The sequence below is a fragment of the Halobacteriovorax sp. GFR8 genome, from assembly GCF_050955245.1.
In the GTDB taxonomy this organism is placed as follows: Bacteria; Bdellovibrionota; Bacteriovoracia; order Bacteriovoracales; family Bacteriovoracaceae; genus Halobacteriovorax_A.
This window is the reverse complement of record NZ_JBPBLR010000002.1, coordinates 2,303,728-2,316,796: the sequence shown is the minus strand read 5'-3', so window position 1 is coordinate 2,316,796 and position 13,069 is coordinate 2,303,728. Positions and strand designations below refer to the sequence as shown.

The 13,069-nt window shown below is 36.3% G+C and carries 13 protein-coding genes; 11 read left to right on the top strand and 2 right to left on the bottom strand.

Going from position 1 to position 13,069, the window contains the following annotated elements; genetic code table 11:
- Positions 1-97 precede the first annotated feature (97 nt).
- From ACRXC1_RS11515 to ACRXC1_RS11490, 6 genes are read left to right on the top strand one after another with little or no spacing between them, the layout of a single operon-like run.
- Complete coding sequence (locus ACRXC1_RS11515; protein ID WP_433658939.1) at positions 98-697, top strand: TetR/AcrR family transcriptional regulator; 600 nt, start codon at positions 98-100, stop codon at positions 695-697.
- Positions 684-1,205 carry an N-acetyltransferase family protein gene (locus tag ACRXC1_RS11510; RefSeq protein ID WP_433658937.1) on the top strand — a complete coding sequence of 174 codons (522 nt, stop codon included), beginning with the start codon at positions 684-686 and terminating at the stop codon, positions 1,203-1,205. The genes ACRXC1_RS11515 and ACRXC1_RS11510 overlap by 14 nt, the downstream gene beginning before the upstream one ends.
- 17 nt (positions 1,206-1,222) lie before the next feature.
- The gene (locus ACRXC1_RS11505) at positions 1,223-2,875 is read left to right on the top strand and encodes an AMP-binding protein (RefSeq protein WP_433658935.1); all 1,653 of its coding nucleotides are present in this window, start codon (positions 1,223-1,225) and stop codon (positions 2,873-2,875) included.
- Between the two features lies 1 nt (position 2,876).
- Positions 2,877-3,182: a hypothetical protein gene (locus ACRXC1_RS11500; RefSeq protein ID WP_433658933.1), complete on the top strand. Its 306-nt coding sequence runs from the start codon at positions 2,877-2,879 to the stop codon at positions 3,180-3,182.
- Positions 3,183-3,238: 56 nt separating this feature from the next.
- A complete protein-coding gene (locus tag ACRXC1_RS11495) occupies positions 3,239-3,964 on the top strand; it encodes a pirin family protein (protein WP_433658931.1) in 726 nt (241 codons plus the stop codon).
- Between the two features lie 53 nt (positions 3,965-4,017).
- The gene (locus ACRXC1_RS11490) at positions 4,018-4,620 is read left to right on the top strand and encodes a hypothetical protein (protein WP_433658929.1); all 603 of its coding nucleotides are present in this window, start codon (positions 4,018-4,020) and stop codon (positions 4,618-4,620) included.
- A gap of 14 nt (positions 4,621-4,634) precedes the next feature.
- Here the strand turns inward: ACRXC1_RS11490 and ACRXC1_RS11485 are convergent, their stop codons facing one another.
- Positions 4,635-6,338: a transglutaminase-like domain-containing protein gene (locus tag ACRXC1_RS11485; protein WP_433658927.1), complete on the bottom strand. Its 1,704-nt coding sequence runs from the start codon at positions 6,336-6,338 to the stop codon at positions 4,635-4,637.
- Between the two features lie 270 nt (positions 6,339-6,608).
- On the opposite strand from ACRXC1_RS11485, the gene ACRXC1_RS11480 reads away from it, so the two are divergent.
- Together ACRXC1_RS11480 and ACRXC1_RS11475 are read left to right on the top strand one after the other, a co-directional pair.
- A complete protein-coding gene (locus tag ACRXC1_RS11480) occupies positions 6,609-8,186 on the top strand; it encodes a Na/Pi cotransporter family protein (RefSeq protein WP_392988930.1) in 1,578 nt (525 codons plus the stop codon).
- Positions 8,183-8,554, top strand: a complete 372-nt coding sequence (locus ACRXC1_RS11475; RefSeq protein ID WP_433658925.1) for a hypothetical protein — start codon at positions 8,183-8,185, stop codon at positions 8,552-8,554. Before ACRXC1_RS11480 ends, ACRXC1_RS11475 begins: the two co-directional genes overlap by 4 nt.
- 34 nt (positions 8,555-8,588) lie before the next feature.
- On the opposite strand, the gene ACRXC1_RS11470 is transcribed toward ACRXC1_RS11475, so the two are convergent.
- Entirely contained in the window at positions 8,589-9,788 is a 1,200-nt protein-coding gene (locus ACRXC1_RS11470) for a PAS domain-containing protein (protein ID WP_433658923.1), read from the bottom strand.
- Between the two features lie 208 nt (positions 9,789-9,996).
- Between ACRXC1_RS11470 and ACRXC1_RS11465 the strand changes: the two genes are divergently transcribed.
- From ACRXC1_RS11465 to ACRXC1_RS11455, 3 genes are all read left to right on the top strand, one after another.
- Positions 9,997-11,187, top strand: a complete 1,191-nt coding sequence (locus ACRXC1_RS11465) for a hypothetical protein (RefSeq protein WP_433658921.1) — start codon at positions 9,997-9,999, stop codon at positions 11,185-11,187.
- A complete protein-coding gene (locus tag ACRXC1_RS11460; RefSeq protein ID WP_433658919.1) occupies positions 11,168-12,364 on the top strand; it encodes a hypothetical protein in 1,197 nt (398 codons plus the stop codon). Before ACRXC1_RS11465 ends, ACRXC1_RS11460 begins: the two co-directional genes overlap by 20 nt.
- Positions 12,365-12,445: 81 nt before the next feature.
- On the top strand, positions 12,446-12,958 hold the full coding sequence (locus tag ACRXC1_RS11455) for a hypothetical protein (RefSeq protein WP_393060921.1): 513 nt from the start codon (positions 12,446-12,448) through the stop codon (positions 12,956-12,958).
- Positions 12,959-13,069: the final 111 nt, after the last annotated feature.

The following is a 13,069-nucleotide window of genomic DNA, read 5'->3' as shown; positions in this document are numbered from 1 at the left end:
ATTCCATATAGTTACATCATTTAGCTTGAGTCTTACGCTCTGCTGTGGCATATTCTAGAATACACGTCTAGACAAGTTGTCTACAAATGGAGTGATTGTGAAGCAGGACTCAAAAGAGGCCATTTTTGAAGGTGTCTTAGAATTATTAAATAAAGAGGCCATCTTAGATATTTCAGTTTCAAAACTAAAAAAACATACAGGCCTTTCAACTGGAACCTTTTATTATCACTTTCCTGGCGGGATTGAAGATATATACAAATCTCTTTTTATAAAGCTTTCAACTAAGATTAGAAATAGGGCCTTTGTCGCTGCTAGTAGTGCAAGGTCGATAGAACAAACTTTAAATGATTTAGTTTGCATTTATTTTGGTTGGCATAAGAATGAAGTTCGAGAGAGTGACTTCTTTTGGAAGGCGACAATGTCTGGCTTCCAAGAAATACGTGAGCTTTTAGTTAGTGAGTACGAAATTTTATCAACAAGAATTTATGAAGTCCTCATAAAACAAGCTGAGCTTGAAAATATTAGAATTGTTGATCGCCATATACTTGATGCCATATTATTTGGTGCGGCCAGAGAGCTTGTCCATTCGTGGATTGGACGTGGCAGGGATGAAAAAGAATTTGATCTTTTAAAGCAACAATTTATAAAGACGCTAAATCGAGCATGTATCATTGGAACCCCTTGTGAAATACAATAAAGACTTCTTTAAACAGTTCGAGCATCGTGGCGAGAAATTCGTCATCCGAAGTGTAAGTGAAAAAGATCAAGAAAAGTTGATCGAAGCTTTTAAGATGGCCTCTCATCGTACGTTGAGCAGTCGTTTTTTAGCGGCAAAAAAAAGTCTTTCAAAAAAAGATTTAGAGCTATTCACTTGTCCTGATTATGTTAACCATGTGGCCTTAACGATTATGCAAGAAAATGAAGAAGGAGAGACTCCGGTAGGCTCAACAAGATTCTATCGTGATTCTGATAATTCACCAAAGGCCGAATTCGCTGTTACGGTGATTGATAAATATCATCGCATGGGATTTGGTGGAATTCTAATTGATCACTTAATTGAAGCCGCCAAAGAGCGTAAGATAAAAGAAATATATGGAACGGCCAGTACCGGCAATCACGCTGTTTTAGGGCTTCTTAAAAGTCGCGGAGAAGTTGTTATTGAGCCTGAAACAATGGGAATTGTGAATATAAGATTAAAGTTATAAGAAAAAAGGATATATAAATGAATAAAGTATGGTTAGAAAATTACCCAAAAAGTGCAGCAACGGAAATCAACCCTGATCAATATAATAATATTGTTGAAATGATTGATGAGACTTGCGAAAAATTTTCGACGAGAAAAGCATTTATTAATATGAATGCAAGTATGACTTATCAAGAAGTAAGAGAGAAGTCTGATGCATTTGCAAATTACCTTATTGAAGATTTAAAACTAAAGAAAGGTGATGTCATCATGATTCAGATGCCAAACCTTCTACAATATCCTGTCGCTCTTTTTGGAGCTTTTAAAGCCGGTCTAATTGTCGTTAATACAAATCCTCTTTATACAACAAGAGAAGTAAAAAAAGTTCTTGAAGATAGTGGTGCAAAAGCAATCGTTATCTGTTCAAACTTTGTTGCAAATTTAGAAGAGGCCATTGAAGGGAGTAAGATTGAGCATATTATCACAACTGAAATTGGTGATTTCTTCCCTTTAGTAAAGAGAAAGCTTACGAACTTTGTGATTAAGCACGTCAAGAAGATGATTCCTGCTTATAAAGGAACTTATATAACTCTTAATGAAGCCATCGCAAAAGGAAGAGGTGCGAGTTCTACTTTTCCAACGATCGAAAGTGAAGATACTGCACTTTTTCAATACACAGGTGGAACGACAGGTAAAACAAAGGCCGCGATTCTTACTCACCGAAATATTATTGCCAATATGTTACAAATGGATGTTTGGATTAATGCTGGCTTAGGTACGGAACAAGCTAATATTCTAGCACCACTACCAATTTATCACGTCTTCACATTATCAGTTAATATCTTTGGTTTTTTTAAGATGGGGATGACAAATGTACTTGTGACAAATCCTCGTGATCTTAATTCTCTAATTAAGGACGTCTATACTCATAAGCCTAAAGTTATGATTGTAGTTAATACACTTCTACAGGCCTTACTTGCAAATGAAGACTTTAGAAAGCACGACCTAAGCTTTATTGCTTTTAGTGTTGCTGGTGGTATGGCCCTTAAACCAGCTGTTAAACAAGAGTGGGAGAAGGTGACTAAGACAAGAGTTATTGAAGGCTATGGCCTTACTGAAGCATCTCCAGTTGTTAGTTGTAACCCTACAGATGGGACAGATGAAATTGGTTCCATTGGACTTCCTCTTCCTTCAACTGACATTAAAATTATTGATGGAGATGAAAACGAGCTAGGCTTTAATGAAGAAGGGGAGCTCTGTGTAAAAGGTCCGCAGGTTATGAAAGGGTACTGGAATCAACCAGAGGAGACGAGTAAGACTTTTACGAAAGATGGATGGCTTAAAACTGGGGATTACGCAACGATTGATGAAAAAGGTTTTTTAAGAATTTTAGATCGTAAAAAAGATATGATTGTTGTTTCAGGATTTAATGTTTATCCAAATGAGGTCGAAGGTGTTCTTCTTGAGATTGATGGGGTCCAGGATGTTGCTGCCATTGGAATTGATAGTGAGAAATCAGGACAGGTTGTTAAGGTTTTTGTTGTAAAATCGAACGCCTCTTTAGCAGAAGAAGATATTAAGGCGTATGCAAAGAAGAACTTAGCTGGATATAAAATTCCTAAGCAAATTGTATTTGTCGATGATCTTCCAAAGAATAACGTTGGAAAGGTTCTTCGTAGAGAGTTACGTTAAGATGTACTCAACTTCAAGAAGATATCGTAAAAATGATTGGTGGGATCTTGTTGCTGTCATCGATCAAGAGCTGGAAAGAGATGACGGCCCTCAAACTTATTACCATATCCTTGATGAATTAAAGTGGAGAATGGTTGAGTCTATTTCAGAAGGCTCAACCTTTAAAATTAAAAAGAAAGCCGCAGAGCTTTATGATCGAATTCAAGTTAGCCAGAAAAAGTGGGATCATATTGAACCTGATCTTGCCAAGGAGATTGAGCTTCTTTTGGAGTTCTTGCTGGATCCTCCAGTTAAAATTTTAATTTAATTTACCTACATTGAGATTTTGAAGACCGCTATAATATCGAAAATGTAGGAGGAAAGATGACGAATGTACTTCACCGTGCAGATTCGCGCGGTTACGCAGAACATGGGTGGTTAAAAAGTAACCATACTTTCAGCTTTGCCAATTATTATGATCCAGAAAGAATTCACTTCGGCACTCTTAGGGTTATAAATGACGATGTTGTTGCCCCTGGGGAGGGATTTAGTACCCATCCTCATCGTAATATGGAAATTATTTCGATTCCTCTTAAAGGCTCTCTTCATCATCAGGATACTATTGGAAATGATTTCATTATAAGGAAAGGAGAGATCCAAGTGATGTCTGCCGGATCGGGAATTTCTCATAGTGAATATAATAACTCTGACAGAGAAGAGGTACACTTCTTACAAATTTGGGTTCTACCTAAAGAGCATAATATAAGGCCTTCTTATTCTCAAAAATATTTTAAAGAATCTGGTCGCAGAGGAGAGTTTCAATTAATTGTCTCTCCTGATGGCCGAGATAATTCTGTCACGATTAATCAAAATGCCTTCTTCTCATTAGCAAATTTAGAAGAAGGACAGAACTTAACTTATAAGAAGTTTTTGAAATCAAATGGCGTCTATCTCTTTGTCATTGATGGCGAGGTTAGGATTAATGACTTAACGTTATCAAAACGAGATGGACTAGGTATTGATCCAGATAATAATATTGGACTAAAGTCACTTAATGACTCAGAGGTTCTGGTGATGGAGGTACCGATGGATTTTGAAAAATATAACTAAAAAACCTGACCTTGGTCAGGTTAAACTAATAAAATTGTTTGCTAAAATAAAGTATGAAAAAAGAAAATATTGTACTCCTGATTCTTATTACATTAATCTCTTTTGCTGGTGCTGGATATTATGCATCAAACCTAAATGAAGATACGAGCTTGCAAAGGTGGGTGTTCTTTGATTTAGGGGATACTATTATCAACACGAAAAAGAGTGGGAATTATCACTACTATGAAGGTTCTCTTGAGTATATCCATGCTTTAAAGAATATGGGCATTCATGTGGCGATTATCTCAAATATTCCTGAATCTTTTGGTGAAACATATGAACAAAAGATTGTAACTCTAAAGGAATATGTAAGGGCGCACTGGAATGACTCTGTCGAATTTGATTGGAGTGTGTTTGAGAAAGTCTATATCCCAATGAGTAATGATGAACTAAAGCCAGCTCCTTATATTTTCAATAAGGCATTAGATGAGACAGGACGCTTTCCTAGTCTTTATATTTCGGAGTCCTTGAAAGAGGTTGAAGCCGCAAGACAGTTAGGACTTGCAGGCTTTCACTTTAAAGAAGGAACGTTAAATAAGGCAAAGTTGGTCGATAAAAATATTTATATCCACTTAGACGAAATCATTGATTATATCGATAATAATAGTCACCTGTAACAGGTGACTATTTTTTAAAAGATATATTCACCTTCAAATTTATAAGTTGCTTCTTTATTTTCTTTTTTAATATATTTAATACCTAATTTTAAGCTATCTTTTAATACTTTTGTTTGTGCAGCTATATATGCTGACTTTTGGTTTCCTTTTACCCAGAACCCTGTTCTTCCATATAGTGGTGCTTTCATTCCAATCTCAAATGAATGACGTCCATCTTCGGAGTAGAGTGTAATACTATAGTCAGCTGTAGCACCCTCTTGCCTTACATAGATGATATTTTGAATACCAATGCCATACTCATCCATAATCTGTCTTTTGATTTCATTTTTAATTGTTCCACCAATTACGGCCATCGTGTATTTACCTTCTTCTCTAACATCCGCCTTCATAATAGATGCGTGGGCCGTAACAATTCCTTTCCAATTCACTCCCATGTAGCTCGAATCAGCATATAGGGAAGAGGTGAACATATTTTGGCTGTCGCTAAATTCTCCCTCTGTTTGGAAGTTTTTAGCTTTTATCTTTCCATTTCCAACAGTAATACTTACGTGTGACTTTATGTCTGCGTAGACATTTCTTAGAATACCTAAGTCAACTTTTCCTGACTTCAGTTGTGCATCCATACCGAAATAAAAACTAGTACTATCTTTAACAAAGTCTCGATGTTCTAATTTCTTTTGCTCTCTTTGAATTGCAATACCAGCGTCAAATTTAATTCGATTACCTTGATTTTTTAGAGTTGCTGCTACACCTGATGCCGTTAGGCCATTTTCAGTTTCAGCATAGTAACTCTTTGCTCTTATGAGCCCGTTCTCATAATTCATCGAAATAACATCGATATTATCAAACTCGACACCTGGAGCGACCATATCAATATCTAGACCGACTGCTTGATTTAGTAAGTAACCAACCTCACTTGGTACTCGGTCAACAGGCTCTCCATCTGCATTAAAAATTCGATAATTAATTCCAAAGTCAGCTAGAGTTGTATCTTGTGCTAAACTCTGTGCGCTTTGACCTTCATTAATTCTGGTTTCACCGTAGTTAAAATTAATGATTCGATCTTTATTTCCCGGGTCTTGGACAACGACAGTAGCGTGGCCAACATTTCGTGTGTTGTAAGCGACGACATAGACGTCTTCAACATTTAATTTTTTTAGAACATTGGCCTGAGTCACGGCAATGTCACGACAAACACCGGCCTTAGTACCGCTTCTGATTGCTTCAAAGATATCTTCTGTTGTTACAACGCCATCTTTATCACGTTCAAAGTCGTAATGGTTATTCATAATTGTCCCAAGTATATGGGCCAAGTACATCTTCTGATTAAAGCTTAATAGAAGTTTTGCTGATGAATAGATATCGTCTCTTCTAACTTCAGGAGAGCCAATGATTAGGCCCGCGACAACGTTGGTAAAATACATTTCACCTTCTTCTTTTCCAAATTGTGCCACGGACTCTTTAAAGATATCCGACATATCCATTTCATTAAAATAGGCACAATTCTCACTTAGACAACCGACAATTGATTTTACAACTGCAGTTCTTCTGACGGTATCTGCCCAATAAGATGATGTATTGAATTCTTCTGTTTGAATAAGCGGTTTCGTATGATACTTGCGCTTTTTAATATCAGCAGTTGAGCCATTGGCACTTATGCTAAACTCTGCTTGAGTACTAAAAGATAAAAGTAGACTTAGAAAAAAGATTTTCTTCATGTGAAATCGCTCCGTTCAATATTTCAGTATATTAATGCAAGGTGAGTGCCAGTAATTTTCTCGAATATTCATTTAGTTGGCTTAAGAGTGGTGTTGATAATCCATGCGGCCGTCCAAAGTTCATTCATTTATTATGATTATGGCGATCTTTTTAACTTATTGAAATTACGAGTAATTTATTCAAATAAAGAATATGATAATTTTATGATGCTAGTTTTACTGCTATATTTATCTCAATAATTCATTTTTATATTAGACATAGGTTTATTAATGAAGGACTTTCAAATTATTTTGGCCGCAACGTCGAGTGTGATTCTCTTTGTCTTTGGCCTTGAGAACTTTTCTAAAGAAGTTCAAAATATTACTGGTGAAAAGTTTCGAAAGTTTCTCGGAAGCGCAACCATGTATCCCGTTGTAGGGCTCTTAATTGGTGCCATTATTACGGCATTGATTCAGTCGAGTTCTGCAACCTCTGTCATTGCAATTAGTTTAGTAAATGCCGGTGTTATGTCCTTTAAAAATAGTGTTGGGATTATTTTTGGTGCTAATGTTGGGACAACTGTAACGGCCCAATTAGTTGCATTTAAGCTAACGGCCTTTGCTCCTGTCTTTATCATTATTGGCTTTCTACTTTCTTTTACAAGATCACGTTACGCTATTTTTGGAAAGACTCTTTTCTATTTTGGTTTTGTCTTCTTTAGTTTAAACCTTATTTCATCGGCCCTTTCTCCACTACAAACAGATGCTCGCTTAATTGAGTTTCTCACGAGATCTCATAATCCACTTCTTGGTGTTCTCGTTGGAGCAGTTATTACCGCAGTTGTTCAATCAAGTTCAGTGACAACTGGTTTGGCCATTATTTTCACTCAACAAGGTCTTATGAGTCTCGATAATGCGATTCCTATTTTAATGGGCTCAAATCTAGGAACGACAGTAACAGCTTTGATTTCAATTATAAATATGGATATTGCGGCAAAGAAGACGGCCCTTGCACACTTTCTTTTCAACTTGGGTGGTGTGTTGATCTTTCTTCCTATCGTTATTTTTTGGGGAGATCGTATGCCCCTAATGTCTGATGTTCCTGCCATTGCTCTTGCAAACTTTCATCTGATCTTTAACGTCACGACGAGTTTTATTTTTGTTATTTTTTTAACTCCTTTTACTGCTCTCATTGATCGAATGCTTGGGGAAGGTAAGATGGACTTTGAACGTATTGCTCTAGGCCTAAAAGAAGAATCAGACTTTAGTGAAATTGAAAAAAACTTAATGGATGACCTTGAAAAGACTTTTCAGTTCGTACAAGAAAACTACAATCTTGTCACTCTAAGTATTGAAACAAATTACAAAGGTATTTATGAGGCGGCAAAGAAGCGTATTGATTATATGGATTTTCTTAAGGCCGAGCTTTTAGGTTTTTTCTCTAAGTTTATTTCTAAGTGCAATAACGAGGAAGAAGTTGATCGTATTGTAAATATCATGGCGATGTATGAATATATTTTTCAAATGCACGACTCAGTTAAGGATATTACAAGTGTTAAGGTTTCAATGGATAATAATTATATTGAGCTCAAAAGTGATGTACTTATGATTGTGCGAGAAATAGCAAGTAGTACACTTTCTGTTTTTGACTATATTTCAAATGATGGTCAAAAAGAAAAGGATCTAAAAAAAGTTTCACAAGACTTTCAAAGAAATCTAGAAGGGTTTGGAAAGAAAGTTTTCACACTGATGGCAAAACCTGAACGAAATGATGCTGGAGCAATTATGCATCTTTTAACTTACTCTCAAAGACTTAAAGATAAGCTCATGAATTACTATCATCTTAGAGAAGGTCGAATCGCTCCATGAGAATGTTCAAAAAAATCGAAGAAATTTATATTGAAGTACTTCTCTGTTTTGCTTCTAAAAAGAAGGGTCTTTTACTTAAATTAAGAAAGTCATTAATAACTTTACGTGACGGGCTTGAAAAAGAGGGAGTGGAAACAAGGGAAATGTTTAATACTTATGGCCGCTACACTCAGGGCCGTGCCTCGAAAGAAGAAATGAGAGAGGCCAACAAGCAGTTTGTTGAAATTATCAAAGGACTTGGTGTTGGTGTCCTACTCGTTCTTCCTTTTGCTCCTTTAACAATTCCATTTGTAATCAAATTAGGACAAAGGCTAGGGGTTGATATCATTCCTTCATCATTCAAAAGTAAGGAAGCTAAAGATAGATAAGGCAGCCTTAAGAAACTTAAGGCCGCACCAATAATTAATTTACTAATGTTTCATTCATTCGTGATACCTGATGAACTAAATCGTTACCGATATCGTTTATCTCTTTTAATGATTGCTTGAGTGAGTCTTTAAATTTAGTCAGTTGATCGAGAAGCCCCGAAAGCTCTCCTGAGTTTCTATTAAGCTTGGCCGCTTCGATCTTTCCACTGATACTAACCATCTCTAGGCCAATTGATAGCTTCTTCACATCGTTACATACTCTTTTGAATTCACTAAACTCCGTTTGAATCTCAACTAGACTAGACTTGGCATTATTTATTTGTTGTTCTTGTAATAGGGCCAAGATATTCATTTCATTTGCCTTTTGAATTGGTGAAGGCTTCGTTTCTTTTTCAAAGAAGTTGTAAATTTCTCTTTGTAAAATGGAATTACAAACGAAGAATTGGCAATCCTTAACTTTCTCTTGAACAAGCTTTCCAGAAACCATGAATTTATTAATTTCGTCTTGAATTTCTTTTGCAAGATTATCGTATTGAGCAGATATCGTCGCCATTGAAGCTGCTTCTTCTCCAATTCTTGCTGCTTGAACTTCTAGGTTCATAGGCACAAGTGATGTCTTCTTGTATTCCTCAAATATACCTTCTGACTTTTCTTGTAGGAATGAACCTGATTCTAGTGCCTTTCTTAATAAGTTAAGCTCTGCAATTGGTTCTTCTCCAAGTACTTTTTGTCTCGATTCAAGCTCTTGCATCAGGGCCTCAATCATAAAGTGCTCGTAGGACTCAAAGCCTAACTCTTTAATCATTGCTAGTAGAGTCTCTTGGGATTGTGCCGGTGTAAGCTTTTTGCGCCTTTCTAATTGAGTTAGCTCAATATACTTTTCCTTCACGATCTCAAAGAAATGACTACTAGGCTTTAGTCTTACAGATAGGTAGCCATCGTCTATAGGTGAGACAAGGGCAAAGACCCAATAATTACTTCCATCTTTAGCTTGATTATTGACATAGGCGCCGATCATCTTGTCTTGGGCAATAGTGTCCCAAAGTAAGGAAAATACCCCGCGAGGCATTTCCGGATGTCTAACTACCTTGTGGGGCCTACCAAGCATCTCCTCCCACTCGTACTGACTGACTCGTTGAAATACTGAATTTCCAGATGCGATAACTCCTCGCTTATCGGTCCTGGAAAAGAATAGTTCATCAAAATCGAAGTTACTCTCTCTTTCCTTCGACATGCATCCTCCTTTTCTAAAAAATGATGAATATTTTCTGTTTAGAATAAAAAAAAACAACAAAACATGATATATGTCATAAACTGTTGATTTTATTGATTTCTTAACATTATTGCTATCTTAACTAGTTAAATGTAATTTACAACTAAATAATTAGTGTATAAATTTCACCACTTATTTTCTTTGTTACCTGTTCAGGGTAGATAGACATATGAAAAACCATCTACTTATCTTTATTCTGTCATTGAATATGAGCTTTCAGGCGTGTGGGTTAAACCTCGCTGGAGAAAGTGCGTACTTTGATAGGGAGGATATAGCAAAGGCCGAGGCGAAACTAAGTTCTCAAGAGCAGGCCTTACTAGATGAAGTGGCCCTGCCATCACTAACTTGTGAGTATGATATTTTGGAGGAGATAAATCAATTTGCAGAAAGTAAGTTGAAAGAAGCTCTCGTTTACCTTCGAAATACTTCTCGAATTGATGATACCCAATACCGCTTACTTTTAAGAACCCTTAGATCATTTGAAATCTCTAAGAAGGAAAAACTTCTTTCACCTTTTAATCCTATTGTTAAAGACTTTAAGGCGCAGTCTTTTGATAATTTTCAAAGGGCACTGCAGAGAGGCCTTTGCTTTAATGCTATTGCTAAGAATTTATTTAAAGAATTAGGAGAAAAGAAACCAACAAAGTTCTTAAAGAAGGCCTATCATAAAAAAATAATTGATAAGCGTACATATTGGATGCTCAAAAGACTCGTTCAAGAGGACTATCATCTTGAACCACAGATACTAGCAGAATATCTAAAAGAGCAAAGCTTTCTGACAAAACAATTTCCAGAGCGCTTAAATATTCAAAAAACAAATTACATCTCAGGGCGACGTGAGAAGAGTAAGGTCTCACGCAGAGAAGCTTTGCTTGCTAAGTACAACCAATTTCAAATTATCTATCTAAGTGGAATGACTCAGAGGCTACTTAACCGTCTTAATGCGGATGAAGTAATTATCAACGTGATGATTGATGATGAAAGTGTAGAGGAGATTATTTTAGATCCAATGGAGCAGTACCGCTTCGCCGCCAAAATGGTAAGAAAAGAGTTAGGTGATCTTCAGATGATGAACTTATTTGAAGGTACTAATGTTGCCTTTGAAGATATCCTGGCCGCAGCATTTGAAACTGGCCTTGTCTCAGGTGCAGACTTGAGCACACTAGTATTAGTTGATGATGTTTGGAACCCAGAGCTTACAAAAGCTGAAAAAAGAAAAAGATTTATTAGACGATATGGAACAATCTTTGTTGCAGCTATTCCAACAACGTTTTACTTTGTGAAAGTTTTATCGTTAGTTGGTATTGAAATGTTAACAGAGACAAAGCAGGAGCCACAGCGTGATCATTCAATTTTCTAAGCTCCTTCTACTTTTACTTTTCACATCGTCAATAATGGCAGGTTTTAAGGCCCAAGTTATCACTCGTGATGGTGATATGGATTTGATTAAGAAAGAAGTAGAGCTTGATCTAACAAAAGCATCATTACTGGAAAACCGCAGCTTTAAAATTGTATATGGCAAATCAAATGAAGCGATTAACCTAGAGGCTCTAGAAGATGAAGTAGAAAAGCTTAGAGCAGCAAGTGTTTTCTACCACCTGACAAAGGCAAAGAATTATTTCTTAAACGTTGTTAAGTCTTCATACGTAAAAGAACTTCCGCAACTTGTGGTACGTTTAAATATAACAAATCAATTTAATTCAATTGGGCACTTTGCACATGACAACTTATCCCCTGAATATAATAACGCTCTTTCGATTCCTCCCGGTGAGGGGAGAGAGAGGTTTGGGATTAAGCCTTGGAATTATGAAATTTGGTTTCGTCCGGCCAAGGAGATAAATCTTCCAAAAGAAGGTTTGAAAAATGACTTTGAACAAACGGCCGCAATTTTTAGTGAGTTTCGAAATCAGTCACGTTTAGCAAGCTTTCAAAAATTTGTTAGCGACCTCTTCTTACTTACAGGGGATGCCCTAAAAGACAGCGGACTTAATATTCTTGGTTCAACGGCCATTATTGAAGCATCATTTTTTGCCATGAAAAAGCTTTACGGTTTACTTCAAGGAAAGAAATTCTTTTTAGATACAAGTTTTATACCCGAAGTTGTCTACCATGAGTTTGCCCATGTTGCTCTAAGCGACCACCTAGGGCTTAGTCACTCTTCTCCGGTTAATGAAGGGATGGCCGACTTCTTTGCTGCCTCAATCGCAGATAGTGCAACGATTGCTGATAATGTAAAAGATTATGCAAAGAGAGTTCGTGAAAAGGACGCCTTTCGTGATGAAGTTTATAATGCTGGCTTTGAAACTAATGCTTATGCCAACATTGATTTTGTTTTAGGGGTTTTATGGCAAGTTCGCGAACTTGATAAGGACTCAAGTCATGGGCTGATTTATGATGTTCGCAAGAATATTACAAGTAGTTCAAATATTAGAGGAGATTTATTGAAGTCGATTCTAAAGGAGTGTCGAAGAAGTTGTAAGTCACCCTTGAGAGATCGCATAAATCTTCTAAATGCCTATCATGAGATTGGTTTATAAAAGAAGTTATCTTTTATTAAATTGACAAAATATATTTAGATAGGGTAGTTACCCATATCTGTTACTAATAGGGAGATGTTCATGTTAAGAAAATTAGCTGCTATGGCACTTGTATGCTTTTCGTTCTCAGCTCTTGCAAATATTGAAGCTAAAATCGCGCCAATTTTTGAAGAAGTTGAATTTAAATTATCTGTAGAGTGGGATCAAAAAGATCAAAACTTCTACAATGAAACTGTTAAATCATTTGAAAAACAACTAGGTGATCTAGCTCAAGAAGGTATCACGCCATCTGAAGTTTTAAATTACCTACAAGCAAATATCAAAGATAAGAAAGTTGCATCAGAACTTTCTAATCTTGTTGGATCAATTGACGTAGAGAATATGACTCTTGAAGAATCAAAGTCACTAATTCAAGATTATGTTGATGGTATGAAGAACACTGGTGCTAACTACTCTGGTTACTATAGCTATGACTACGGTTTATACTTTGTTGTATTCGGTGGTGTTGCATTCTATTACTACTGGTATGCATTTCAGTATACTTACTACTATGATTGCTACCGTGATTACTGGGGTAATTACTACTGCTACTAAAATTAAATTAATAAAGGCCTCCTAACGGAGGCTCTTTCATTTTTAAACTCTTCCAAACAAATAATCTCTAAGTAAAGTTGTCCAGTATGTTGCCGATAATGCCCTAATCAT